The sequence below is a fragment of the Hydrogenophaga sp. genome (genome assembly GCF_025699295.1).
Classification (GTDB): domain Bacteria; phylum Pseudomonadota; class Gammaproteobacteria; order Burkholderiales; family Burkholderiaceae_C; genus Hydrogenophaga.
Genome location: NZ_JAILWB010000012.1, coordinates 112,184 through 136,084, shown reverse-complemented (window position 1 = coordinate 136,084; position 23,901 = coordinate 112,184). Strand labels below are relative to the sequence as shown.

Genomic DNA, 23,901 nt, shown 5'->3' with positions numbered 1-23,901 from the left:
ACAACAACTTAGAAGAAACCCTAGTATATGAAAATTGCAATTCTGGCAAGTAGCATCCTTGCCTCCCTTGGTCTGTACGCGGCTCAGCCGTGCCATACGTGTCTCACGCCCGAACAAGAGGCTATTTTGAACACGATGGAACTGACCTCAATTCATGACGGTCTCGGTAACCGCGTGCCCACCCTCAGGATTGAAGGCGTGAACCTTCAAATCGTGAACGGCACTGGATCAACCTCGACGGTCAACTCGACCGGCAACCTGATTATTGGCTACAACGAAGAAAGCGGACAAGCCGGTCAGATCCACGAACGCACTGGATCACACAACCTCATCATGGGCCAAGTCATTGATTACTTCAATGGTACCTATGGCTCTATCGGTACCGGCCACTGGAACACACTGGCTGCACCAAACTCTTCGATCATCGCGTCGGAGTTTTCACAGTGCGATGGTCCTTTCTCGACCATCAACGGAGCCGACAATGGTATCGTGCTCACGCCCGGCATTTTCTGTAATGTGCTTGGCGGTGAGAGCAACGCCGCTGTCGCACACCACAGTACAATCACGGGCGGCTTGGGCAATTGGATCAATGTCAATGGTCCGCACGGCACCGTGAGTGGCGGCTGGATTCGCACAGTCTTCACGCCGCGAGATTGGGCTGCCGGTTCTCTTTACGAGTTCGAGCCCGACTTCTAAGATCGCTGGGGCGGTCGTTCAATGGTAGGATACCGGCCTGTCACGTCGGAGACCGGGGATCGATACCCCGTCGCCCCGCCACGCCCGTTCGTCTAACGGCCTAGGACGCCACCCTCTCAAGGTGGAAATGAGAGTTCGATTCTCTCACGGGTGACCAACCACAATCGGGAGGAGGATTTCTCCTCCTCCCGGTTGACAAACTCTAAGACGGCGGTATAGTATGGTCAGTGGATGCTTCATCCGAACACAAAGTCCGAAAGAACCCGAAAGAAACAAAATGTCTAACGAACAAGTCGTAGTCCGCCAAGGCGGCATTGGATTCGGTGGCCTGCTGGCCGTCCTTTTCATCGGCCTCAAGCTTGGTGGAATCATTGACTGGTCGTGGCTATGGGTCCTGAGTCCGCTCTGGATTCCGCTTGCCATCGTCCTCGGCATCTTCCTGGTGATCGCCGTGATCGCAGGTATTGTTGCGTGCGTCGGTGCCATCGGCTCGAAAAAGACCGGCATTCGTCAAAGGACCGGCATTCGTCGTCGCAATCGATAATGCAAACCTTTCTACCTTATCCCGGCTTCCGCAAGTCATTCAAGTGCCTGGATTACCGCCGACTCGGCAAACAACGGGTCGAGGCATTCCAGCTACTCGTCGCCAATGGTGACCCGTGGGCGTTGGAGGTCCGTGCGAGACGCACGGGCAAGACTGACACGCCGAAGGGCTGGGTAAACCATCCTGCGGCTGTCATGTGGCGTGGCTACAACGACTGCCTCCGCAACTACTACAATCTGTGCATCGAAGAGTGGGTCGAACGCGGCTACAATTCCACTATGGAAATGGCCCCCGTGCCTGACGCTATCGAGATTCCTACGTGGATAGGTAATGACGCTTTTCATGCTTCGCACCGTTCCAATCTTCTTCGTAAGGATGCAGAATACTATGGTCAATTCGGCTGGACTGAGCCCGACGACCTGGAGTACATCTGGCCTCCTGAGGAGAGCACAATAGGACAACTGTAATCCGGGGTAGCCTAGCGGCCCAAGGCAGGGGACTTTGAATCCCCGATTCGTGGGTTCGAATCCCACCCCCGGTGCCAATCAATATGAGTATCAAAACTACGTGGCGAAGCCTAATCTGCTTCGAACTCCAGCGTGACGACCGTTGGTACGTGTGCAACCCTTCGTGGGGACTACACGCACTCATCGGCATCAAGGTAGACGAGATCCCGGATTTCGTTCTGGAAAAAGCTGAACCCGGTATGCGGTGCTATGCTTACTGCAATCTGAGTGAAGCAGACCCCATGAATCTCTTTTTCGAGAAGTGGGAACTCGGCCCTGAATGCAAGTGTGGTGGAGTGGTATTCAGTTGCCGTCCACCGGAATACGACCAACTAGTTTGTGACAAATGCGATGACCCACTCCCAAAAGTTACGAGACAAAATCATTAGGGATATGGAGGGGTTCGACCCCGGTAAGAAGCAGTTTGGCGTACCGCCTGCTGTTGGCCTTATCAATCCCAAGCACGCTCGCAACGTGGGTGCTGCTCTCCGAGCCTGTTCGTGCTTCGACGTACGCCAACTATGGTATACTGGAAATCGCGTTCAGATGAACCGCAAGCATCGTCTTCCGCGTGAAGAACGCATGAAAGGCTACGCGGACGTTGAAGTACGACAATACGATAGGGTCTTCGATCAATTCGCTGACGTTACGCCAGTGGCTATCGAGATCATGCCTGGGTCTGAGCCGTTGACCGAGTTCGAGCACCCTGAGAATGCACTATACATTTTCGGCCCGGAGGATGGAGGCTTGGAGCGTGTAACGCTCCAGCATTGTCATCGTTTCATCACGATTCCAGCGAGACACTGTACGAATCTGGCGGCAGCAGTTTACATTACGCTGTACGACAGGATGCTCAAGCTAAATCAAAAAATCGAACTAGCCGAGAGCCGTGGCTTCGACAAGATCGATTTTGAGATTGGCTAACGCCCGGATGGCCGAGTGGCTAGGCAGCGGATTGCAAATCCGCGTACGGGGGTTCGAATCCCTCTCCGGGCTCCACTAACCCCGCCGCAACCCTCCTGGTACGCCCGAAGGAAACACCGGATGGCTTAGTAAAAAGCGGCGAGGTATTACGTTCCCTGCCCCGTGACTCTCCGTAAAGTCAGGGTACAACGATTAGGGCTAGTACGAATCGACGGAGCACCAGACTCGTCTTCGTCGTCAACATGAACACGAATCTCGATCAAGTCACCGACATTCAATTGACGTAGCTCGCCAGTGTTGCTGACAAAACCCTTCATGCCGGTATCAAGCTCAACGAAACTACGAGTATGGATTTCCTGCTGCCCATTGACCGCAAGAACAGCAGTAACCTTGCTGGGGCCAACCTCACCACTAGGCTTGACCAAGTTCAAGTGATAGCTAAAAGTGTGGTTGCCACCCTGTACGAGTGGATTGTTGCCCGGTACAACCACCTGATCAAAATTGACCACCGTGAATTTACCTGAGCCCAATCCAAGAAATTGTGCAGTAGAATTAGACCAACTAGACACGATAACCTCCCAATTGTGTTCTAGGGGGATCTCAACACAAGAAGAATACACTACGTCCCTCCGGGCCGTAGGCACGGAAGGTTGGCAGAGTGGCCTATTGCACTTGCTTGCTAAGCAAGAGGGTCCTTCGGGGCTCCGTGGGTTCGAATCCCACACCTTCCTCCAAAAATAACTTGACATCGGCAGCTTAGACGCTATACTCTCAGTGCCATGAACGAAATGAGCAAGCAACAAGCCGAGGTCATCACCGATCTGGCTTCCTACAAGGAAGTCACCGGGGCCAAGCGGTTCAAACGCACGAAAGACGAAATGGAGAGACGGCTTACGCCTGAGGAAGCTCTCCAGGAACGTCTCGCAATGTTCAGGCGTGGGCCGAAAAGTGAAAAAAGAGACGAGAGCGAGCAGCAAGTTCAACCTCGTAGACAAATACAAAGCAAAGGCCCACGCCGACCTTCAACCTCCCGAAAAGGAGACATCGTTATCAGGATTCGCCCGAAGGCGGGAGTCGATCCGGAATACTTCGAGCAACTCGGCGGCCAAGATGTCGAGGTCGTCATGGACGAAAAATGGTATTCTTGGGTTGACACTAAGCTGAACTGCCCCTATAATGGGGATGTCAGACGCATCCTGAGCCACATCGTCCAGCTTGGTCTGGGTGAAGTGATTACCACATTCAATTTCGAGGAAGACTTCCAAGATCATACCGTGAGGTTCCTAGATGAGTGATATCCTGCAAGGCGGCAAGCTCCGCGAACGTGTCAAGTCCGGTGCGGTGTCTGCAAAAGACGCCCGCCAAGCCCTTCTCGCACGTCAGCGTGCAGGAGAGTTCGTCAGCGAGTCCGTCCTGCGATGGCTCGCCAACTTCCGGCCCAAGGCTGAGCCTAAGCCGCAAAACAAGAAGCGTCGTAAGAGGAAGCGTCAGTCATGATGAGTCGTCTGGAAAAGATTGGCCTGCTGTCTCTCTTGGATGCCAAGGCCCAGCATCACGCGGAAGCTCACGCAAAACACCGTGAGAACTCTCAGATGCAAGAGCAGTCGGCTGCTTACCGCGATTCACAGTCTCACGATTCGAGATACCATGAGGGCATTGCCCTCGGTCTCGAAAAAGCCATACAGGAAGTCAAGAAGATTCCGACTGGTGCATAGAACAACGGAGGGTACCGTACAAGGTACAAACAGGGTTTGAACCCCTGGGTGGTTTGTTAGTAGCAGGCCAGGGGAGCGTTACCTCTACCCTCCTCCAGAACATATGAATAGATCCAAACACACTAAGAGATACGAACGCCGTGGTCGCATGGTCTCGCCCCAAACTTTCTTCGCAGCCCTCAGGGCGGGAGAGCCTATTCAGGGGGTTTGGCTAAACAGCAGACGCTACCATGTCTTCTGCGAAAGTGGAGCGACCTGTGTAGAGTGCGGCCTAGAAGGACTGTATTTCGCCAGAGAACGGAGCCCCGGTCAAAAAGGTAAGTTCCACTTCAATCTCTACGGAATACAAAATGGCACAGAAGTCCTTTTCACGCGAGATCACATTCAACCCTTGTCGAAAGGCGGAAGCAACAAGCTGGAAAACCAACAAACCATGTGTGCATTCTGCAACCAACGCAAGGGAAACAAAACACCGGAGAGTAGCCAAGTGGTGAAGGCACCGTCCTGATAAGGCGGGATACGAAGGTTCGACCCCTTCCTCTCCGACCAACAGGGAGTACGGTAGTGGTCAACCGGCCTACCTCGGACGTAGGAAATCGCTGGTTCGAATCCAGCCTCCCTGACCAAACAACGGTTCTTGGTGTAATTGGTAACATAGCGGACTCTTAATCCGTCAGATCTGGGTTCAAGTCCCAGGGAACCGACCAAACACATGCTCCCCTTTCCCGATACCGGGCTTCTAACCCGGACCATAAAGAATTGGGTGGACGGCAGGGGGTTCGATTCCTCGGGGGAGTACCAATCAACCGGGCGTGGTGTCAACAGCAGCATAGCAGACTTTTAATCTGACAGGTGTGGGTGCAACTCCTACCGCCCGGACCAATATGAATCGAGAATGTACCAGATGCTTGGAAACGAAGCCGCTGACTGACTTCTACAAACGAAGCGGTAAGCGGTCGAATGAGCATTACACGTATTGCAAGGTGTGTTTCAATCGGTACGTTTCCGAACGATATCTGCGAATCAAAAAAGAAGCCATCGTATACAAGGGTGGCAAGTGCCACGACTGCGACGAAGAATTCCACTATGCAGTTTTCCAGTTCCATCACCGAGATCCATCAACCAAGGTGGCTAACTGGAAAGAGATCAGAACGTGGAAAGAGCCCAAACGCTTAGCTGAACTAGACAAGTGCGACATGGTTTGTGCTAATTGTCATGTGATGCGGCATGTCGCGGAAGGCGACACCTTAGAATAACCGACTGTATCCCAATTGGCAGAGGAGGCTGGTCGAGAGCCAGCTAACGTGTAGGTTCGAGTCCTACCAGTCGGACCAATCCAACTTTTCTCTTGACAGCCTGCCGTTAGGCAGTATAATGACAGTGACATGCACAAGATCATCTTCCTAGACGTTGACGGGGTTCTCAACTGTCAGCGAACGTGGCAAGGGGAACACGAAGACGGCTTCGCTACCCTCTGTCCCGATATGTGCGACCGCTTGCAGCGAGTCGTGCAGGAAACAGATGCAATCGTGGTGCTATCCTCCACCTGGAGACTGTTCGAGGGCAAGGGTCTCACGAAGCTGCGAGCATGGCTCGCGGAACGCGGAATCACTATCCATTCTCATACCAAAGACCTGAGCATGGAGATTGGCTGGGGCAACGTGCGAGCGTGCCGTGGTGACGAGATCGCCCTCTGGCTTGAGGAGCACGCGAGCGAGTTTCCTCCGCTGGAGCGAGAGTTCGTTATCCTGGACGACGATTCGGATATGCTGCCTTCGCAGAAACCCAATTTTGTCCATACGTCTTTCAAAGACGGACTGACCGAAGCACACGCCAAAAAAGCCATCAGGCTGCTGAACGAAAACGACTAATGCACATCATCTACACATCTAACGAGAAACCGGCCATCAAAAAGCTGGAGTTGCCGGAAGGCACCACACTCGTCCAGTGTCGCAACAACGAGCACCAAACGCCCATGTATCAGTTCGTCGTAGAAGGCGGCGAGTTGAAGATGCAGCACAATCACGTCGAAAACGACCGTGCCTGGAAAAAGGGCGAGGAAGAGGATTTTCGTAAGGGTATTACCCGCGAGAGCATCATCGACTTCTTCTTAGGTAACGAAGATCGTAGGCCGTACCGCGAATATCAGGTTATGTCAAACGTTGAGCACGAACACTTCAAGTTCGTCACTCACGGCGGCACGTATCAGCCTGACGAAGAATCGGGCGAACGTCGCAACATCTTCAAGATTAGCCTGAACACCGACAGCGACATCGACGCTGCGGCAAAGGAAGCTGTCGAGGTCTTCACCAAGGTCGCAAAAGCTTACCCGAAGTGGAATCCGCTCTACATCGACATTTTCGAGCACACTCTCTCAGAGGGTGGCATCTACTACGCTCTCTGGAACCGCCGCAAGGGCTTCAAAATGATGAAGTGTACTTACGGACGCGAAGAGGAGCTTGCCAAGTTCACTAGCTGGCGAAGCCTGCTAGAGTACGTTTCGCAAAACCACTACTACGAAGATCCGATTGATAAGTACAAGTCGCTACGCGACGAAGACTATTATCCGTACGGGGACGAATACTAAGGGACAGTAGGCCAATTGGCAGAGTCGTCGGTTTCAAACGCCGAATGTTGTGGGTTCGAGTCCCACCTGTCCCACCAAACACTAACCAAAACCTATCTACCACAATGACTAACACTTTTGCAAGCCTGATCCAACTCCAGAAGGAATTGGACGAGAAACTCAAGACCTTCGGCCAGGACGCCTTTACGGAAGCTCTCGCTCCGTTCTTCGAGGCCAATCCTCGCATCGACGGTATCGTCTGGTCGCAGTACACGCCTTACTTCAACGATGGCGATGCCTGCACCTTTGGCGTCCACGAGCCGTATCTCGTGTCGGCCTCTCTGAAAGAGGAATTCCCGGACTACGCCGAAGAGTACATGCACGAAAACGCTCTCTGGATTTCGAGCTACCGTGCGAAGGACGAGGATCCGAACGACGCCACCCGAGCGATGGAAGGCTTCGGCCCCATCTGGGCCGATATTCCGGAATCCGTCTTCCTGGCGGTCTTCGGGGACCACGTTCAAGTGCTGATCGAACGCGATGGCACCGTCACGGTTGACGAAGCCGACCACGACTGATGAATACTCTCTACCACGCTAAGTCCAGCGTCCACAAGTGGGGCGGCACGGTCGATGACTATTTCCCTATCCATGACTTTTTGGATAGCTCGAAAGCGACCATGCCCGACGTACGGCACCGAGCCCTACTCCACAACTCGTTCGGGATTTTCCTGGTAGAAAAGGTATTCGGTCACTATATCACAAACTCGGACGGGAAGGACGTGCCCGTCCGAGAGATTGCTGAACGACACGTCATTGAGGATTTGGGTTTCATCCCCACCCCTCAGGATTGGCTCAAATGTATCTCGCTCAAAGCGATTCCTTGGGCCGGTGGACACGCTAAGTCGTTGCAGCGTAAAGGAACACAGATCAACCCGAAGATTCTTGAGAAAATCGAGTTGACAGACAAGCCCTAGGGGGCTACCATAGTACACATGGGGGTGTAGGCCAACTGGCAGAGTCGCCTGCCTTAGAAGCAGGATGTTGGAGGTTCGAATCCTCTCACCCCCACCAATCAATCCCGAGTTGTAACATGAGCGAACTTGTAGTCCAGCCGGTCGTCGTAGAGGCGATCAAGCCGCACCCCAACGCCGATAAGCTAGAGCTTGCGGTTGTGGGCGGTTGGGAAATTGTCACTGGTAAGGGCAACTACGTTGAAGGCGACGTTGTGGTGCATATCCAGCCCGACGCTATGGTGCCGCAAGAATGGGCCGATACGTGGGACGTGACCAAATACCTTAGCTGGAAAAAGAACGCTACGAGTGGTCGTGTGCGTGCTGCCCGGCTTCGGAGCGTCACGAGCTATGGTTTCCTGGTCCCGAACGAAAGCGGGGCTTCGTTGGGGACGGACCTCGCAGAACACTACGGAATCACCAAGTATGATCCGCCGCAAACGCTGGGTGCGGGTCAGATGCGGAAGGAACACCCGCTATTCCAAAGATACACGGATATTCAAAACCTCCGCAACTTCAAGGACAAGCTCGCGTACGGGGAACCGCTGGTAGTCACTGAAAAGCTCCACGGCACGAATAGTCGAGTCGGCTGGGTCCGTCGTGTCGGCATTGAGCCCGTTGAAGAGGGCCGCGACAGCGAACACGGCATCCACTACCGAGGTTGGCGTGACGCCAACTACGAATTCGTAGTTGGAACGCACCGTACGCAGCGTGATCCCGAGGAGTGCGGTATCTACGGTCTGCCCGCCCAGCTTCATTTCGATGCACTAGGCAGCGTATTCGCATGGCTCGAAAGTGTGTGGGACGAGGACGAAGATGGTCCTCTCCACTCTGTTCTCTTTTTCGGGGAGATCTACGGAGCCGGTGTTCAGGATTTGCATTACGGTGCAAAGCAAGAAAAGGGATATCGCGTATTCGACATTTCCGTAAATGGTCAATACCTACCCTGGTCTACTCTTGAGTACATTCAGGAGACTTTCGGGCTTCCGCTCGTTCCTGTCCTAACTCGCGGTGTCTTCGATTTCGAGCAATTGGTCGAAGAGGCCCAGGGCGACACCACCCTCGATGATGAGCACATTCGGGAAGGAGTCGTAGTTCGCCCCTGGCACCAAGAACTCACTTGGGGCAAAGGCACGAGAGACCCCAATCCTAAGAGAATGATCTTCAAGCTCATTTCTGATGCGTACCTGCTCAGGAAGGGCGGGAGTGAAATGCACTGATAGGCCCTATAGGCGATATGCACGCTTCTAGCCTTTTCAGAAAGTTGGACACTCAAGGCCGTGAGTAGGAGAAATCGAAAAACCACTACTCCTCCGGTTTCTCAAAATCGGGCCAATGCGGTTCAAGTCTACAAGACCCCCATCCTCTCCAAGAAGGACCTCATGAGGCTCATGGCCGCTCAGATCCTTTCTGGTATGGTGGCTAACACAAAAAAGGAGAAGTTCGATACTCAGGATCTAGCCAAACAAGCAGTCGCGTGTGCAAAAACCATCATCGACCTAACATGATGATTGACAAGCACTTACGCACCCCGAAAGCCACGATAAAACCCAAAATCTACCTTACAAGATACTCCGAAAAGGTCATAATGTATCTGTGTACCTGACCTAGTAGGAGGTAAAATCTAACATGAATGTATCCACAATGGACCTGACTATCGAAAACTTCACGGAGCGGACTGGATTCCGCTTCCGTATTTCCCGCGATCAGAAGGCCCTCATCGATGATGGGCAACTGACCCGCGAACAAGCGTTTGCAGAATTCCTGGCCGGTGGAGGTCTCGAAAGACTGCAAGGTCGTCGTCCCGAGATTCCGGACAGTCTCTATCTGGAAGACGGACTGACGCTGGAAAACTTCTCTGATCGTGTCGAGGCCGCAATCGGCGTGTCTCGACGTTTCCGAGTCTCCCGAGAGCAGCACGCCCGCATCAAGGATGGGCAACTGACTCGTGAGCAAGCCTTGGCCGAGGTTGTTTCGGCTAAACGTGCCGAAGCTACTGCTGCTACCGAAGCGACGGTCACCAACGAACCTGAGGTAGCTACTATTTTCGAGGATACCAACAATGAGTAATCTCAATCAGTTTATCGCCCAGGGGAACCTTACTGATGATCCCCGCGTCATGGGTGAGGAAAACAATGTCGTGCGATTTGCCATCGCTGTCAACAACGGCTTCGGTGATCGTCGTACTACGACGTTCGTGGACTGCGTTGGCTTCGGCAACCAAGCCGCTGTCATCGGCAAGCATCTGAGCAAGGGCAAGCAAGTCATCATCCGTGGTATGCTTATCCCGAACTCGTGGGAAGACAAGGAAGGCAACAAGCGTACCAAGCTCGAAGTTCGACTTGAAAACGTCAATGGCTTCTTCTTCGTCGGCAACGGTGGTGGCGGCGAAGCTGCTGCGGACGCCGAAGCCGCTTCGGGCGGTGGCAGCGAAGGCGAGCCGGTCGCGGCTGCCGAGGGTGGCGAGGGCGAGAAGCTCTTTTAGTCCCGATCCTGACAAAAGAAATCGAGGGCGGGGCTTGACTTGTCCCGCCCTCGTTGTATAATGGGAGTACCATGCGAAAACTTATCCTCATGAGGGGACCGAGTGGGACGGGCAAAAGCACGATCTCTGCTCATATGGTCCGCGAGGCTGCCGAAGGTCTCAACACGACGCTGACTCATGCGTTCCACGAAACCGATCAATTTTGGACCGATCTCCAGGGCAACTACCATTTTCAGTTGACGAAACTCAAGGACGCCCACAGGTGGAATCAGTTGCAGGCCGAGAGGAGTATGCTCCACGGCACCAACCTTGTGATCGTCGCCAACACCTTCATTGCCCAATGGGAAATGGAAGCCTACCTTGAACTCGCAGAGGTTTACGACTATGAAGTGGAGATCATCCGTACTCCTGGTCCTTGGGATGCTGATACTCTTTTTGAGCGTAACAAGCATAGTGTCCCTCTAGACGTTATCAGGCGTCACGTTAGACAGTATCAACCGACCGACCGTGAAACCGAATGGACTGACTTGTCAGTTTTCCAAGCATGAACGACGACAAACAAGACGAGAGCCTGAATGCAGAGTGTAGCCTCTGTTGGAAATGCAAGTTCGGGGTCTGCGTAAAAGAGTCCGAGACTGAACGCATCCAGCATATCAATATGCGTGGTATGGGAATGCCGCCAGGGATGATGCCGCCCCCGCAGCAGGGCGTCGAAGGCTTTGGTCTATTCGAAGACGCCCCCTTCACCGAAGGCGACGAAGTGGGTGGCGACGAAGATGGTCCCGAGTTGATTGAGCACACAGTTGAACACGAACGTATCAAAACCATCTGTTACTGGCGACCGGCTGGGATTGAGAACTCTCCCCCGATCCTGGTCTCGAAAGTAGACCAGTGTAACAGATTCGAAGAGAAGTAGCTTGACTAGCACCTAATGGGTGCTATACTATCGGCGTCATGAGACACCAAAGACACCTACCGTTGTGCCAGCGGATCAAGGACGCTGGCGGCCAGCCCTATGTTGTGGGCGGCTACGTGCGAGATCTACTCCTGGGGCGTCAGCCTAAGGACGTGGATATCGTGGTGGTCGGCTTGCCCATCAACAAGCTGGCGGTAGCCCTTGGAATGTCGTGGACCGATGCAGTTGGAAAGCAATTTCCTGTGCTGATTGTCGATGGCGTCGAGGTTGCCGTAGCACGGTCGGAAAGCAAGGTTGCTCTCGGACATAAGGGATTCGCCTGTGAAACCGAGGGTGTGACGCTTGAGCAAGACCTTGTGCGTCGTGACCTCACGATCAACGCGATGGCTCTCGATCCGTTCACGGATAAGATCATCGATCCGTACGGTGGTGCTAAGGACCTGGAAGCCCGTGTTCTGCGTCCTGTGGGACCGCACTTCGGGGAAGATCCGGTACGTATCTTGCGTGCCGCAAGGTTCTCTGCTCAATTGGATATGGATATCACGGACGAGCTTATCGCTGTGGCCGAACCGGCCCTAGCGGAGCTTGTCGATGAACCGGGGGAAAGACTGTGGGGCGAGCTTGAAAAGGCTCTCCGTACTCGTCAGCCATCAAGGTTCATCGACGGTCTGGATAGACTTGGTGCCCTGGAGATCGTTCTCCCGGAGATCGCGGCCCTCAAGGGTCGTATCCAACCTGAGAAGTACCACCCGGAAGGCGATGCCTACGTGCATACGCTGGAGGTCGTTGACCGTGCTGCCGAACTCGGTGGTGACGACGAGGCGATGTTCGCCGCGTTGACGCACGATTTGGGTAAGGCCGTAACGCCCGACGACAATCTGCCGCATCACTACAATCACGAAGCTCTCGGTGTGCCGCTGGTTCACGCAATGTGTGACCGACTGCACGTTCCGAACCCGCATCGTAAGGTAGCTGCTGCGACCTCAAAGGATCATCTGAACGTCCATAGATTCAACGATTTGAAGCCTGTCAAGAAGGTACGCCTGCTCATGAGGCTGGGTGCCGCTCAGGGAGACCTGCTGGCTCGTCGTGTTGTTCTCGCCTCCAAGGCAGACGCACGGGGGCGAGGCCCCCTTCATGCGGACGCCGCTTACGAACAGGGTGATGCACTTCTTGAAGCTGCTGCGGTTCTCCGCACGGTGAAGGGTCACCAATTCGCTAACCTAAAGGACGGTCGTGTGATCGCTCAAAAGATGGAGCAGGCCAGGGCCAGAGCCTTGAAGCTTGCCGGTATCTGATATGAATGCTACTCAACCTAGTATCAGACGCTTTCACTTTGTCCGTACCGAAGACGTTTCAGGCGTCAGCGGTACGGGCATCGTGGCCGAAGGCGTCGAATTTACTGACGGAAGTGTCGTTGTCCGGTGGCTCAGTCACACGGCCAGCTTCGGCACCTTTTCAAATCTCAAAACCTTTCTCGCTGTGCATGGCCATAGTGGAGCAGGTAGTATCGAGTGGGTGGACCCCGATCCGACTGAGGAGGAGCCAGAGGCTCCCCCGAAAAAGAGAAATACAAAGAAGTCATGAACGTTGCCGAACTGATTGCAGAGCTACAGAAGTTGCCGCAAGACTCCAAGGTGATCCTCAGCCGAGACCCCGAGGGAAACGGTTATCACTGGCTGGAGGGTGTTGAGACTGGCACCGTTGAGCCCGACGACATCGATAACTGGAACGTCGAGCAATACTACAGTGATGCTCACTCCGACGATGACTGTTGCTTGGAGCCCGGCGAACGAGAGAACTTCCCGAAGATCATTTGCCTATGGCCATGAGAAAATTCGCTTACGACATCGTTAGGGATCGTCCTAACAAAATCCTACTCACTGATCGGTGCGACGAGCACGGCTGCATGTCTATCACAAATGCAGCAGAGTTGGTGATCGAAGATTTGCGAGAAAAGGGTTTGCTTTCGCCCGAGAAGAGAGTATACTACGAAGATACAATGGGCCTAGTGGACGAACTCTGCCACGATGGCGAGAAGTTCACCGGCTTTGCCCCCGGTCCCCGATGAAAGATCCGATCCTACTAAACAAGCTCTGGAAAGAGGTAGAAGCTGGTCGCGTAACTGTGATGCAGTCGGGCTCCCTTTCTATCTTCAAGTACACGCAGGAAACCCACATCAAAGACCTATGGAATGACGTGAACCGTCAGGCCCGTGGGATCATCTTCGACGTGGACGGCACTGTCGTAGCTCGTCCGTTCTCCAAGTTCTTCAACCTGCATGAGCGTGCAGAGACGGAGCGGCAGAACCTACCGTGGGACGAGGGCGTAGAGATCTTCGAAAAGCTCGACGGATCCTGCGGCACGGGGTATTTCGGCACCAAGGGGCCGAGCGAAGACGTGGAGCTACCGATCCGTACTGATGCAACGTATCACCCACCGCTACCGATGTGGCGTCTTGCTACGCCGGGTAGTATGGAGTCAGAGCAGGCTCTTGAGGGTACTCGTATTCTCCATGAGCGTGAGGCAGAGGTTCCGTTCGCTGGCGACCATTACCGTCGTCCGCTGTACGAGCTAGAGCACTTGCCGACTGATTGTACTCCGGTATTTGAGATCATCTACCCGGAAAACCGTATCGTCGTGGACTACCACGGTGCGAGAGAGCTAGTGCTCCTGGCCATCTTCGAACACAATGGCGAAGAGTGGCACCCGCGTCGTGTGGACATGATCGCGGAACTATGCGGCTTCCGTCGTCCGGAGCGTTACGACATCGATATCCGTGGTGAGGTTCCGTTCGAGGACAACCACGAGGGATACGTATGTCGTTTCGGCAACGGATTCCGTGTCAAGGTCAAGAGCCCGGTGTATCTACGTATCCACCGTCTCCTCAATCACCTATCCCCGAAGGGGGTAGTGGAGCTTATCCGTGGCAAGGAATACGGCACGACCGTATCACAGCTACCGAAGGAAATCGCTAAGGACTTCGATGATGTTCGTGCTCACGTACAGGGCATCTACAACGACTTCCTTGGACGTGCTTACACCAACTACAACAACCTCTTGAAAGAGGTTGGAATCAACCAGCCGCGTAAGGCGTATGCCGAGTGGGTGATTGCCAACGTACCGAACATGGAGACTGGCTTCGTGTTCGCCCTCCTGGATGACAAAGACATCGAGGATAGGGTATGGAAACTCGTACTGGAAACCGTCCAGAGCGAAGCAGGACCACGTACCGTGGAGGTTGCATAATGGTTCACAAAACAGTCTATCTAGCAGGCCCGATTGACGGGCTTTCATTCCAGGAAGGTATCGAGTGGCGTCAGCTTGCTCAGCAAGAGCTTGCGGTCAAAGGTATCAAAGCCATGTCTCCACAGCGAGGCAAGGAATACATCCTGGCCAACGCAGAGATCGCTGGCGAAATGGATTTCTGTAAGCAAGAAGCCTACTTCAAAGACGATCCCATGAGTACGGCCCGTGGCATCCTGGCTCGTGACAAGTTCGATGCACTCAATTGTAGTGTGTTGCTTGTCAATTTCCTGGGTGCCAAGCGAGTGTCGATTGGCACCGTGATGGAAATTGCTTGGGCATATCTTCAAGGTAAACCAATTATCGTGGTGATCGAAGAAGACAACATCCATCGTAACCACCCGATGCTCCGTGAAACCTTTAGCTATATCACAGATGACCTAAGTGTTGGTCTGAATTTGGCTAAGGGTATCTTCGAGGGGTACTAGAATTTCACCCCTATGGGGACCACATACACTTCTAGCATTTTTGAGGGATGCAGATGAACGATTATTTGAAGCAGAGAATGGTTGACAGCGGGACGGATCCAGGGTATAATGAGGGTATGGCTGATGCTCCCCAGACTACCCCCGGTACCATCTACATCGCATGGTCGGGCAAGAAACAGGTTGGTAAGGATTCCGCTACTGGATTCGCCAAGGAAATGCTTGAGGCCCGTGGTCTGAGGGTTGGAGTCACCGCGTTCGCTGAGTCCTTGAAGGACATCGCAATCAACGTACTCGGTCTCGAACGAGACCTCGTGTATGGTAGCAACGACGACAAAGAAACGCCCACCCATATCCTATGGGACAACTTCACGGACGACATCCGTGACAAGTATGCCGTAGACACCATGTTGCGTACCGGCCCCATGACTGTGCGAGAAGTGCTACAAGTGATGGGAACGGATATCTTCCGCAGCATGTTCGAGAACGACGTATGGGCTAACGCCCCCTTCCGTCGTGACTGGTCTGAGTACGACGTGGTATTCCTTACGGACTGCCGCTTCCCGAATGAGAAACGTGTCACTGAGGAACGTGGCGGTACCGTGATTCGTCTTGAAAGAGATACAGGGTACGTGGACGATCATCCCAGCGAGACTGCACTGGATGATGTCGAGTTCGACATTCTCTTTTCCCAATCAAAAGAAACCACCCTGGACGAGCTTCGTGAGTTTGTCCGAGCAACACTGACTGATCTAGGACTACTGTAAATGGAACCGAACTTTACTCTAACGGGTGACGAAGCCCGTGCTCTTATGGTGGCTATTGCATCTTCGAATGCGTCGATGCCCGCCAATATGACCGTGAATCTCTGGACTCGACTCAACGAAATCAGCCAAGTCCAGCCGCCCACACAACCCGAAACCGAAGATCAAGACTAATGGATACAATCTTTACTCACCGCCCCATTGCGGGCGTTAGCGTCGGTGCCGTCAACGTTGGCACCCAACTGTTCGTGGCTTTTGCCATCGTCAACAGCGGCGACAGCCGTAACGGCAACTATTGGGAAGAAAACGAGGACACGTTCTCGCGTGCTACCGCTCGTGCGATCATCAATGGTCGTCTTACCGGAGCCCAGGCTTCGGGTAACGGTACCAGCATGTCGATGGTTCTCGAAACCGAAATGACTGCCCGCCAATTCATTGCTGGGTTCCGTCAGACCTTCAAGCCGGATCCGGAAGAACAGGACGACTTCCTTTCGAGCACATTCCAAATGGGATTGACCGAAGATGATCAGGTGGAGGTTCGTTTCCGTCCTACCGCCGAGGAAATCGTGGATCGTCTCCGCACCTTGACAGAGGAGGTTGTCGCTAATGCGAGTGCTAGTGTTTGATACTGAAACCGGCGGTCTGGATGCAGAGGTTCACTCTGTCTTCTCCGTTGGTGCCCTCATCGGGGATCTCGACACTGGAGAGATCCTCGATATGTTCGAGGCGTATCATCGACTGCCCTCGGTAGACGATTACGTCTACACTGACAAAGCCGTGGAGATCCACGGCATCACGCCGCAGGAAGCGTTTGAACAGGGTCTCTCTACTGAGGAGATCCAGGAAAAGTTCTCGGACCTGTGGTTCAATGGTGGTGCTGCCATTATGGGCGGCCACAATGTTGACTACGATTACCGCATGATGTCTCGTCAGATCTACAACGTCACCACTGGTGAGTTCGAGGCCAACTTCACGTATCGTAAGCTTGACAGCCTGCCTGTCATGCGTCTCTTCACGGGGCACGATAACGTCAAGTCGGGTGCTTCGTTGGGTCAGGCCGTCAAGGCACTGAGCATTGACATGACCGACTTCGGTAAGAACAAGTACCACGCGGCCCTCTTCGATTCGATTGCATGTTTCAGGGTACTGCATCGTTTCCGTCGCGTATTCGACAACCCGGAATTTGCAGAGGCATTGACCAATGGATAACAACAAAGGACATCGTGACTTCCAACGTCGCGTCCTCCAGCGTGCTGGTTGGGTGGCTGTTGCTGCCCTCAAGGACAATGGTTCCTTCCAGTGGAAGTGGATTCACGCCACTCGCAAGAAAGCATACTCGCGTGAGCGTGCTTTCGTCATGGCTGCACGCGACTTGCAACGCCAAGGGATCGCTGTGTGATGGAGGGGGCGTAAGCCCCCGAACGCTTTACTAACCACACAGGATCTTATGGGTAAGAACTACAGATTTGATGAACGTAGCAAAGAAGAATTCGAAGAAGACATCAAGAAGCATACGATGGAGGAACGGGCTCTGTTCCTCCTATGGTTAGACTTGATTGAAAAGGACACTGGATCACGACCCAAGTTTGAGGACACGGGTTGCGGTAAAGACGGTGCCTTCCTTGAAGACAAAGAGGTCAACACTGATCCTGATTTCAAGGTAGAGGGGTACGGCGAGATTGAAGTGAAGTTCGCCAAGCCCATGTTGAATCGCACGTTTCATCTAAAGACAAACCAAGTGAAGTCATACCTCAACAAAGGTGCGACGATCCTCATGGTCAATGGGGCGGGGGAGGATGTACCTACATTCACCATGCTCAAGCCCGCAGCGTTGCAGGCTATCATGGACGACTGTGAGGTAGTCAACTGGAAAGGGTTTGGATGGAAGCCAGCGTATCGTATCCCTATCAAGAGGTTCCTATGGAGAGACCTCAAGTGAAACACCTAAGGGATTGAGTAGGAAGATTTCCAACACCTACCTACCTCCAATTTTCAGAAATGCACTTCGACATCATTCTACCGACCATCGCTAGGGGCTCACTGTTCACGGCCATCAACAGTGTATGTGAACAGACATACCAAGACTGGAACCTCTGGGTAGTGCAAGACAGTACGGTAGTATCTAGTATGCTGGTGCAGGCATTCCCTGATCCGCGTGTTCGCTGGTTGAAAGTGCAAACTACAAACGATGATTACGGTGCGGTCGCACGCAACTTCGGCATTGAACATGGCGACGGCGATTGGATCGCATACATCGATGATGACGACGAATGGATGCCGCATCACTTGGCTACCATAGTGAATATTGCTCAGGCACACCCCGAAGCTGACATGATTCGAACGGCTGGTCAGTCATTCATGATGAAGCATAAGCATCCTCGTTCTAGTAAGCTAGTGAGAAAGCTTGGCCCCGTGAATAGCACAGACTTTCTTACGGTTGGCATGGCACACACAAGAGAATTGTTTGGCAACACGGATGGATGGCAGCCGTGTGACAACCACGACCACATGCTCTGGCGACAAATGCTCACCGAGGGCGGAACCCCCGCAGAAGTCGATACCACAACCTTCCTATTCCAACGATGAGAATTATCCAACTACACTCCGAGAACGTCAAGCGTGTCAAGGCGGTTGACATCACGCCCGAGAGCAACGTCATTGTCATTAGTGGCAAGAACGGCGAAGGGAAGACTTCCGTTATCGATTCCATCTGGCTCGCCCTCGAATACAAGGCGGCCAAGAAGGGTAACCCCGATCCGCTGCGAGCAGGCCAGAAAAATGGCATGGTCGAACTGGACCTGGGGGACTACATCGTCAAACGCAAGTTCACCCCCTCCGGGTCAACGCTAGAGATTCGTACGCCCGATGGCAGCACGATCAAGTCTCCGCAGAAGCTCCTGGACGGCATGATTGGAGACCTGAGCTTTGACCCGTGGGAATTCTCAAGGAAATCCGAGAAAGACCAGCGGGAAATGCTGGCTGATGTACTATACACCATTACCGAGGGTGAGCTAGACCTAGCAGACTTCGACGTGCGGCACAAAACCGCGTTCGATGCAAGGTCTGAGATCAATCGGGAGAAAAAACGACTGGCTTCATTGGTTACACAAATGGCACCGCCGACAGCAGAGGATCCCACGGAGGAAATCTCCGTGGAGGACTTGACCAAAGCTATCACGGAAGCCGTGACCACGCAGGCAAAGACAACCGAGCTTACAGGGAAAGAAAAAGCTCTGAATGCTACCATCGAACGTCTCCAGCGTGAGCTTGCCGAAGCTCAGCGTGAAAAAGAGACAGTGGTGCGTCAGCTAGAAGACCTCCCGGAAACTCCCGACGTGGAATTCCTCAAGGGAGAACTCGCCAACATCGAGAAGACGAACAAGAGAGCCCGCGAGGTTATCGCGTACAAGAAAACCCGCGAAGGTCTTGATCTCGTGGAAGCAGAGATCGGGAAACTCAACGACGAAATGGAGCTTATCAAGATCAACAAGGCGGAAGCCCTGGAATCTTCGCCGCTCCCCGTTGACAACCTGCGGATCACCGAAGACGGAATTCGTGTAGTGAATGAAGAAGGGCAAGAGGTTCCTTTCTGCCAAGCATCTGCCGCTCAACAGCTTAGGATCTCTCTCGCAATCGCAATGTCCGCCAACCCGACGCTCCGTGTGATTCGGATTGCGGACGGCTCTCTACTTGACGACACCAGTATGGCTATCGTTGAAGAAATGGCTAACGATGAGGACTTTCAGGTGTGGATCGAATACGCATCGCGAAATGAGGACGACAGAATGGGAGTATACATCGAAGACGGTACCGTCGTGGAAATCAACCCTGACGCTTAGTGTAGTGTTAGAAGGAGGTTATCCATGATGAGCATCAAACTGGATTGGGACAAACTCCGCAAGGTTCATAAAAACCTAACGGAATGGCCGACGCTGACGGACGAAACAAATATCATCTTCGTGATGATTATGGCTGATCAAAAAGCCAGGAAGTCTCTCGTAAAGTTTAAGGACTTTATGAACTTTCTGTGGAGTCTTTCCGAGAATCCGGACTATCAAGTGCTCACGCTCGTCGTACAAGACGAGGAGGGACGAATCCTGTACCGCCACAAAACACTAACTGCTGGGAACGAAGAGATCCCGGTTGGCGGCAACGGAAATGTCATCGCCCATTGGGGTGCTCTTACACAACCCGAGAAAGACACATACATTCGACTGCTAGAAGCACAGATCCAAGGACATGACAGATAACCCGCTAGATTCTATCCCGCAAAACGAATGGGATGCGATCATCCTGAGCATCATCAAGCCGCTGCTACCGCTTTGTGCCAGGGATACGCTCATCACCGTTCAAGACCTCCAGCAAGAAGCCTGGATTGGTCTCCTGCGGGCGTGCGATAAGTACGATCCGAACCGTGCCAAGTTCACGACGTTCGCGTACAGCTATATCCGTGGCCACGTCATGAGGTACATTGCGAAGTCCACTCGCAACAAGCCCAACCAGATTGACGAGGACGCCGTGCTGCTGGACGACCGCGAGGTAAACGATACCGCTGCGGAGAGAAACGACCTCGTGGCCACGGTGTTTGATTTGGTGTCCGATCAAGAGCACGCCAATCTCCTGACGGAACACTTCATCAATGGTAAGTCCTTCCGCCAGATTGCTAAAGAGACCGACGTGTCTCATGTGGCTGTGGCCAATCGCGTCAACAAGATGCTCGACCTACTCGAAACGAGGCTCAGCCATGAGAATGCCTAAGACCATCGACATCATCGAGTGTCGAAAGTGTGGCGGCTCCTACTATTCAGGGAAGCAGCGGGTGACGCTGATTCCTGGGAACGAAGACGAACTACCCGACGAACTCTACGTCATCGTCCGCAAGGTGGCCGCTTGTACGTCCTGCAAACAACGAGAGGACCGCACGAAGGGCGGCAGGAGAAAACGCTTTGAGCGTTGAATCGTATATCTCAATCAGTGGTCTAGAACATGGCAAGACGTACGAGCAGGTATTCCTGGTCGCTGCCATCCAATCCAACTCGAAGATGAAGACCGCCCAGGGCAAGGCTTTTGCTCGTGTTACCCTCAAGGATGTAACGGGCGAGATCAATGGTGTTGTCTGGGGATACGGCGGCGAACTAGAAGAAGGCAGCTACGTTGCTATGAAGCTAGAGACCAAGCTGTATCGTGGAGAGCTAGAGTTTTCCACACAGTCAGAAGACGTGGCGGTGGTGGAAGCACCGATCAACCAGTTTGATTACGTCAAAGGTGTGAACGCCAACATCCTTTCGTCCTACGCTGGCGAGGTACAGGATGCGATCATGTCTATTGCCGATCCTATCTACCGCGACATCATGGGTAATGCCATCGAGCGACTAGATCTCATGATGGCTCTCAAGAACTCGCCCTATGGGATCACTGGACCGATGGCATATCGCGGCGGACTCCTGGTTCACGTCGCCCACTCCCTGCGTCTCTCGCAGGTAGCCATCAGACAGTCCACAGAATTGGAAATCCCTTTCAGTCCGTCTCTCGTTGTGGCTGGCTGTGCCCTACGCAACATTGGATGGAATACTACTACTCGTTTTCAAGGCGATCACCTACGTCCGCGTGACGCATACCACATGACTGGTATCCACCGTGCGAGTGCTCGTTACATCGATCACCTAATGATGACCTGTGAGAGTGATCTTCAAATCACCATTCCAGAGGGCAAGCGTCAGGCATTAGAGAATATGTGCAACAAGCGTCCCGAAATCCTAACGCTTGAAGGCAAAATTGTGTCATGTGCCGACAACATGGCAGATGTACTGGATTTCAGCGTTGCTTCTCTACAGCGGAAGCAGAATGGCAGTTGGAACGATGAACTCTTCACCGGACATCTCTCGTGACGAAGAAAGACTCTTGGACCTCGAAGAACTATGGCACACCAGCGATAGTGAAATCCCTTTGACAGAATTCCTCCGCTTGAGCAATGAAGAATATGCTGCTTATGTTGAGGGGAGAATGTCAGCCGAAGACGTAATGGTAAGATACGATGCAAGGACTGGATGAACTAAGGCGTCAAATGGAAGGGTGCGGATCCTGTGATCTGTGCCACGACCGCACTAAGGTAGTGTTTGGAGAAGGTGCTACCAACCCCCTCGTGATGGTGGTAGGTGAAGCCCCAGGAGAAGACGAGGACACCCAAGGCATTCCCTTCGTGGGGAAGGCCGGTGAAAAACTGAACAGTATTCTAGAGTACGTCGGCGTGACTCGCGAAGAGATCTACATTACCAACTCAGTGCTGTGTCGTCCACCCAATAACCGTAACCCTCGTGCCGAAGAACTAGAAGCGTGCAAGTGGCGATTGGATCTACAGATTCAACTACTGAAACCCAAGCTGGTCATTCTACTTGGTAAGATCGCTACCCAGAGTATGCAGGAACAACCCGTAAAGGGAGCCCTGAGTCAGTTCTTCCCTGAGAACTTGAAAGAACAAAAGGATGGTTGGCTACGCTACAGTGTCGGCGGACACGAGGCGAAGGTACTCATCACATATCATCCGAGCTACCATCTGCGTTCGCCCGAGCGGGCTTACAGGACGACGCTCCCGCATTGGACCAGAGTGAAAAAGTGGGTAGAGAGTGAGCGACAAGCTATCTAGTATGCGATACGCTGGCAAGGTGAACCTTGCGGCAATTGAGGCTGGCTTTGCTATTGCTCAGCCGGGAATACGACTACACATGATTGACAAGACTATAGAGTCTTGCATTCGAGGGGCAGGCTGCATTCCCGCCTTCAAAAACTACAGGCCAGACGGAATGCCGTTGCCATTTCCGGCGACTGCGTGTATTAGTCCTAATGAGGTCGTGGTTCATGGCATTCCTGGTGATTATGTTTTACAGCCTGGAGACCTCCTGACGATTGACGTGGGTACAGAGTACGAAGGATGGTATGTTGATGCAGCCCGCACCAGATTGGTGCCGGGAACGGCCCCCTTGGACAAGATTACCCAAGGAAATAGACTCATCCATGCCACGAATGAGATCCTAGAGGCCCAACTGTCTGTCGTGAAAGATCAGTGCGATTTTCTAAGCATGATTCGGGCCACAGAGGAAGCTGCACGCTTCCACGGGGTCACCATCATGCCCCAATGGGGAGGCCACGGGATTGGAGAGCGAGTTCACCTGGAACCGTTCATCCCAAGTGCATTGAATCGAGGTCAGAGCAAAATCAAGCTCCAACTGGAGGAGAAGAAGTACGCTCGACAAAAACTAACCGAAGGTCAAACTATTTGCATAGAACCTGTTGTCACTTTCGGCTCATCTGATATCATTGTAGATGAGGATAGGTGGACAATCAGGCAAGCTGATGGACACCTTACCGCCCACACCGAAAGGTGTCTCCTAGTTACTAAAGACGGATACGAACTACTATCATGAATGAAAACCGTAACCCGATCATTACTCCTGGTGATCCTGAGCGTTGGCCTCTTCTAGAAATGCCCTCGCGTTCATGCCAGCTTCCGCTAACTCCAGCAGACGAGCAAGCCATTATGGATATGGACACCCTGCTCGACGCCCTCGATGAAGAGGCTGCTGGTCTGGCGGCAGTACAGATCGGTTTCCCGCACCGTATTTTCTTGCTACGCAATGGTACCGACGACGAAGGCAATGCCTCCAACAACGTCTATGTCAATCCGACCATCGTAGAGAAAAGCCGTGCGGTTAGTAAGGGTGGGGAAGCCTGTCTTTCCCTTCCTGGAATGGGAGCCTCCTTTCCACGTCCCAAGAGTGTCACGTTGGAGTTCTTTGATCTGGATGGCAACATGCAGCAAGAGACCTTCACTGGATTCTGGGCTCGTGCAGTCATGCACGAAATGGATCACTTGAACGGAGTTCTCATCACGAAACATCTTGAGGAGCAGATTACCAAGCAGCCTCGTCGCACTTCGTTTGGTATGAAAGTTACCCCCCATCGTGAAAAGGTTATCGCTGCAAGGCGAGCCAAGAAAAACCGTGCCCGCAAGGCAAAGAAGCACTTGAGGGCCATTGGGAGGTAAC

At 53.1% G+C, this 23,901-nt stretch carries 36 protein-coding genes and 11 tRNA genes; 46 read left to right on the top strand and 1 reads right to left on the bottom strand.

Annotated features, from left to right (window positions below; all coding sequences use genetic code 11):
- Nucleotides 1-27: 27 nt before the first annotated feature.
- The 7 genes from K5880_RS14645 to K5880_RS14615 all read left to right on the top strand — a co-directional run bounded on the left by K5880_RS14645 (nucleotide 28) and on the right by K5880_RS14615 (nucleotide 2,745).
- Nucleotides 28-696 carry a hypothetical protein gene (locus tag K5880_RS14645; protein ID WP_297653683.1) on the top strand — a complete coding sequence of 223 codons (669 nt, stop codon included), beginning with the start codon at nucleotides 28-30 and terminating at the stop codon, nucleotides 694-696.
- A gap of 7 nt (nucleotides 697-703) precedes the next feature.
- Nucleotides 704-777 (top strand) — tRNA-Asp (locus K5880_RS14640).
- Nucleotides 778-853, top strand: a tRNA-Glu gene (locus K5880_RS14635).
- Between the two features lie 120 nt (nucleotides 854-973).
- Complete coding sequence (locus K5880_RS14630) at nucleotides 974-1,240, top strand: hypothetical protein (protein WP_297653680.1); 267 nt, start codon at nucleotides 974-976, stop codon at nucleotides 1,238-1,240.
- Nucleotides 1,240-1,707, top strand: a complete 468-nt coding sequence (locus K5880_RS14625) for an MSMEG_6728 family protein (protein WP_297653677.1) — start codon at nucleotides 1,240-1,242, stop codon at nucleotides 1,705-1,707. The genes K5880_RS14630 and K5880_RS14625 overlap by 1 nt, the downstream gene beginning before the upstream one ends.
- Before the next feature lie 390 nt (nucleotides 1,708-2,097).
- On the top strand, nucleotides 2,098-2,670 hold the full coding sequence (locus K5880_RS14620; protein WP_297653673.1) for a TrmH family RNA methyltransferase: 573 nt from the start codon (nucleotides 2,098-2,100) through the stop codon (nucleotides 2,668-2,670).
- 1 nt (nucleotide 2,671) lies between these two features.
- A tRNA-Cys gene (locus K5880_RS14615) sits at nucleotides 2,672-2,745 on the top strand.
- 71 nt (nucleotides 2,746-2,816) lie between these two features.
- On the opposite strand, the gene K5880_RS14610 is transcribed toward K5880_RS14615, so the two are convergent.
- Complete coding sequence (locus tag K5880_RS14610) at nucleotides 2,817-3,239, bottom strand: hypothetical protein (RefSeq protein ID WP_297653670.1); 423 nt, start codon at nucleotides 3,237-3,239, stop codon at nucleotides 2,817-2,819.
- A 75-nt stretch (nucleotides 3,240-3,314) separates the two neighbouring features.
- Between K5880_RS14610 and K5880_RS14605 the strand changes: the two genes are divergently transcribed.
- From K5880_RS14605 to K5880_RS14420, 39 genes are all read left to right on the top strand, one after another.
- A tRNA-Ser gene (locus tag K5880_RS14605) sits at nucleotides 3,315-3,404 on the top strand.
- A 45-nt stretch (nucleotides 3,405-3,449) separates the two neighbouring features.
- Complete coding sequence (locus K5880_RS14600) at nucleotides 3,450-3,965, top strand: hypothetical protein (protein ID WP_297653667.1); 516 nt, start codon at nucleotides 3,450-3,452, stop codon at nucleotides 3,963-3,965.
- Nucleotides 3,958-4,167 (top strand): hypothetical protein, encoded by a 210-nt coding sequence (locus K5880_RS14595; protein WP_297653663.1) that lies wholly within the window; start codon nucleotides 3,958-3,960, stop codon nucleotides 4,165-4,167. The genes K5880_RS14600 and K5880_RS14595 overlap by 8 nt, the downstream gene beginning before the upstream one ends.
- On the top strand, nucleotides 4,164-4,385 hold the full coding sequence (locus K5880_RS14590; RefSeq protein WP_297653661.1) for a hypothetical protein: 222 nt from the start codon (nucleotides 4,164-4,166) through the stop codon (nucleotides 4,383-4,385). The genes K5880_RS14595 and K5880_RS14590 overlap by 4 nt, the downstream gene beginning before the upstream one ends.
- Before the next feature lie 103 nt (nucleotides 4,386-4,488).
- Complete coding sequence (locus K5880_RS23165) at nucleotides 4,489-4,893, top strand: HNH endonuclease (RefSeq protein WP_366883029.1); 405 nt, start codon at nucleotides 4,489-4,491, stop codon at nucleotides 4,891-4,893.
- Nucleotides 4,859-4,934: transfer RNA gene (locus tag K5880_RS14585), tRNA-Ile, on the top strand. The genes K5880_RS23165 and K5880_RS14585 overlap by 35 nt, the downstream gene beginning before the upstream one ends.
- A gap of 1 nt (nucleotide 4,935) precedes the next feature.
- Nucleotides 4,936-5,011, top strand: a tRNA-Pro gene (locus K5880_RS14580).
- A 5-nt stretch (nucleotides 5,012-5,016) separates the two neighbouring features.
- A tRNA-Lys gene (locus K5880_RS14575) sits at nucleotides 5,017-5,092 on the top strand.
- A gap of 99 nt (nucleotides 5,093-5,191) precedes the next feature.
- Nucleotides 5,192-5,267: transfer RNA gene (locus K5880_RS14570), tRNA-Lys, on the top strand.
- A 374-nt stretch (nucleotides 5,268-5,641) separates the two neighbouring features.
- Nucleotides 5,642-5,719, top strand: a tRNA-Leu gene (locus K5880_RS14565).
- A 51-nt stretch (nucleotides 5,720-5,770) separates the two neighbouring features.
- The gene (locus K5880_RS14560; RefSeq protein WP_297653659.1) at nucleotides 5,771-6,256 is read left to right on the top strand and encodes an HAD domain-containing protein; all 486 of its coding nucleotides are present in this window, start codon (nucleotides 5,771-5,773) and stop codon (nucleotides 6,254-6,256) included.
- Entirely contained in the window at nucleotides 6,256-6,972 is a 717-nt protein-coding gene (locus tag K5880_RS14555) for a hypothetical protein (protein WP_297653655.1), read from the top strand. Before K5880_RS14560 ends, K5880_RS14555 begins: the two co-directional genes overlap by 1 nt.
- A tRNA-Leu gene (locus tag K5880_RS14550) sits at nucleotides 6,973-7,049 on the top strand.
- Between the two features lie 69 nt (nucleotides 7,050-7,118).
- Complete coding sequence (locus K5880_RS14545; RefSeq protein WP_297653652.1) at nucleotides 7,119-7,529, top strand: hypothetical protein; 411 nt, start codon at nucleotides 7,119-7,121, stop codon at nucleotides 7,527-7,529.
- Nucleotides 7,529-7,927, top strand: a complete 399-nt coding sequence (locus K5880_RS14540) for a hypothetical protein (protein ID WP_297653649.1) — start codon at nucleotides 7,529-7,531, stop codon at nucleotides 7,925-7,927. Before K5880_RS14545 ends, K5880_RS14540 begins: the two co-directional genes overlap by 1 nt.
- A gap of 20 nt (nucleotides 7,928-7,947) precedes the next feature.
- Nucleotides 7,948-8,024 (top strand) — tRNA-Leu (locus tag K5880_RS14535).
- A gap of 19 nt (nucleotides 8,025-8,043) precedes the next feature.
- Nucleotides 8,044-9,183 carry an RNA ligase family protein gene (locus K5880_RS14530; protein ID WP_297653646.1) on the top strand — a complete coding sequence of 380 codons (1,140 nt, stop codon included), beginning with the start codon at nucleotides 8,044-8,046 and terminating at the stop codon, nucleotides 9,181-9,183.
- A 409-nt stretch (nucleotides 9,184-9,592) separates the two neighbouring features.
- Nucleotides 9,593-10,033 (top strand): hypothetical protein, encoded by a 441-nt coding sequence (locus K5880_RS14525; RefSeq protein WP_297653643.1) that lies wholly within the window; start codon nucleotides 9,593-9,595, stop codon nucleotides 10,031-10,033.
- On the top strand, nucleotides 10,026-10,448 hold the full coding sequence (locus tag K5880_RS14520) for a single-stranded DNA-binding protein (protein WP_297653640.1): 423 nt from the start codon (nucleotides 10,026-10,028) through the stop codon (nucleotides 10,446-10,448). The genes K5880_RS14525 and K5880_RS14520 overlap by 8 nt, the downstream gene beginning before the upstream one ends.
- 71 nt (nucleotides 10,449-10,519) lie before the next feature.
- Nucleotides 10,520-10,996 carry an AAA family ATPase gene (locus K5880_RS14515; RefSeq protein WP_297653638.1) on the top strand — a complete coding sequence of 159 codons (477 nt, stop codon included), beginning with the start codon at nucleotides 10,520-10,522 and terminating at the stop codon, nucleotides 10,994-10,996.
- Entirely contained in the window at nucleotides 10,993-11,364 is a 372-nt protein-coding gene (locus tag K5880_RS14510; protein WP_297653635.1) for a hypothetical protein, read from the top strand. Before K5880_RS14515 ends, K5880_RS14510 begins: the two co-directional genes overlap by 4 nt.
- 38 nt (nucleotides 11,365-11,402) lie before the next feature.
- Nucleotides 11,403-12,662 (top strand): HD domain-containing protein, encoded by a 1,260-nt coding sequence (locus K5880_RS14505; RefSeq protein ID WP_297653632.1) that lies wholly within the window; start codon nucleotides 11,403-11,405, stop codon nucleotides 12,660-12,662.
- A 285-nt stretch (nucleotides 12,663-12,947) separates the two neighbouring features.
- Nucleotides 12,948-13,196 (top strand): hypothetical protein, encoded by a 249-nt coding sequence (locus K5880_RS14500; protein WP_297653629.1) that lies wholly within the window; start codon nucleotides 12,948-12,950, stop codon nucleotides 13,194-13,196.
- Nucleotides 13,197-13,431: 235 nt separating this feature from the next.
- Complete coding sequence (locus K5880_RS14495; protein WP_297653627.1) at nucleotides 13,432-14,613, top strand: RNA ligase; 1,182 nt, start codon at nucleotides 13,432-13,434, stop codon at nucleotides 14,611-14,613.
- Nucleotides 14,613-15,098, top strand: coding sequence for a nucleoside 2-deoxyribosyltransferase (locus tag K5880_RS14490; protein ID WP_297653625.1), 486 nt, complete (start codon nucleotides 14,613-14,615; stop codon nucleotides 15,096-15,098). Before K5880_RS14495 ends, K5880_RS14490 begins: the two co-directional genes overlap by 1 nt.
- Nucleotides 15,099-15,214: 116 nt before the next feature.
- Nucleotides 15,215-15,862, top strand: coding sequence for a hypothetical protein (locus K5880_RS14485; RefSeq protein ID WP_297653622.1), 648 nt, complete (start codon nucleotides 15,215-15,217; stop codon nucleotides 15,860-15,862).
- A gap of 170 nt (nucleotides 15,863-16,032) precedes the next feature.
- Nucleotides 16,033-16,485, top strand: coding sequence for a hypothetical protein (locus K5880_RS14480; RefSeq protein ID WP_297653618.1), 453 nt, complete (start codon nucleotides 16,033-16,035; stop codon nucleotides 16,483-16,485).
- Nucleotides 16,478-17,068: a 3'-5' exonuclease gene (locus K5880_RS14475; protein ID WP_297653615.1), complete on the top strand. Its 591-nt coding sequence runs from the start codon at nucleotides 16,478-16,480 to the stop codon at nucleotides 17,066-17,068. The genes K5880_RS14480 and K5880_RS14475 overlap by 8 nt, the downstream gene beginning before the upstream one ends.
- Nucleotides 17,061-17,258, top strand: a complete 198-nt coding sequence (locus K5880_RS14470; protein ID WP_297653613.1) for a hypothetical protein — start codon at nucleotides 17,061-17,063, stop codon at nucleotides 17,256-17,258. The genes K5880_RS14475 and K5880_RS14470 overlap by 8 nt, the downstream gene beginning before the upstream one ends.
- A 48-nt stretch (nucleotides 17,259-17,306) precedes the next feature.
- The gene (locus tag K5880_RS14465) at nucleotides 17,307-17,798 is read left to right on the top strand and encodes a hypothetical protein (protein ID WP_297653610.1); all 492 of its coding nucleotides are present in this window, start codon (nucleotides 17,307-17,309) and stop codon (nucleotides 17,796-17,798) included.
- A gap of 59 nt (nucleotides 17,799-17,857) precedes the next feature.
- Nucleotides 17,858-18,445, top strand: coding sequence for a glycosyltransferase family A protein (locus tag K5880_RS14460; protein WP_297653608.1), 588 nt, complete (start codon nucleotides 17,858-17,860; stop codon nucleotides 18,443-18,445).
- Nucleotides 18,442-19,698: an AAA family ATPase gene (locus K5880_RS14455; protein WP_297653605.1), complete on the top strand. Its 1,257-nt coding sequence runs from the start codon at nucleotides 18,442-18,444 to the stop codon at nucleotides 19,696-19,698. Before K5880_RS14460 ends, K5880_RS14455 begins: the two co-directional genes overlap by 4 nt.
- Before the next feature lie 24 nt (nucleotides 19,699-19,722).
- On the top strand, nucleotides 19,723-20,109 hold the full coding sequence (locus K5880_RS14450; protein ID WP_297653602.1) for a hypothetical protein: 387 nt from the start codon (nucleotides 19,723-19,725) through the stop codon (nucleotides 20,107-20,109).
- Entirely contained in the window at nucleotides 20,099-20,617 is a 519-nt protein-coding gene (locus K5880_RS14445) for a sigma-70 family RNA polymerase sigma factor (RefSeq protein WP_297653599.1), read from the top strand. Before K5880_RS14450 ends, K5880_RS14445 begins: the two co-directional genes overlap by 11 nt.
- Entirely contained in the window at nucleotides 20,610-20,816 is a 207-nt protein-coding gene (locus K5880_RS14440) for a hypothetical protein (protein WP_297653596.1), read from the top strand. Before K5880_RS14445 ends, K5880_RS14440 begins: the two co-directional genes overlap by 8 nt.
- Nucleotides 20,806-21,747 (top strand): hypothetical protein, encoded by a 942-nt coding sequence (locus K5880_RS14435; RefSeq protein WP_297653593.1) that lies wholly within the window; start codon nucleotides 20,806-20,808, stop codon nucleotides 21,745-21,747. Before K5880_RS14440 ends, K5880_RS14435 begins: the two co-directional genes overlap by 11 nt.
- Before the next feature lie 146 nt (nucleotides 21,748-21,893).
- The gene (locus tag K5880_RS14430; protein ID WP_366883021.1) at nucleotides 21,894-22,502 is read left to right on the top strand and encodes a uracil-DNA glycosylase; all 609 of its coding nucleotides are present in this window, start codon (nucleotides 21,894-21,896) and stop codon (nucleotides 22,500-22,502) included.
- A gap of 1 nt (nucleotide 22,503) precedes the next feature.
- Nucleotides 22,504-23,280 carry a M24 family metallopeptidase gene (locus K5880_RS14425; protein ID WP_297653768.1) on the top strand — a complete coding sequence of 259 codons (777 nt, stop codon included), beginning with the start codon at nucleotides 22,504-22,506 and terminating at the stop codon, nucleotides 23,278-23,280.
- Nucleotides 23,277-23,900 carry a peptide deformylase gene (locus K5880_RS14420; protein WP_297653590.1) on the top strand — a complete coding sequence of 208 codons (624 nt, stop codon included), beginning with the start codon at nucleotides 23,277-23,279 and terminating at the stop codon, nucleotides 23,898-23,900. Before K5880_RS14425 ends, K5880_RS14420 begins: the two co-directional genes overlap by 4 nt.
- Nucleotide 23,901: the final 1 nt, after the last annotated feature.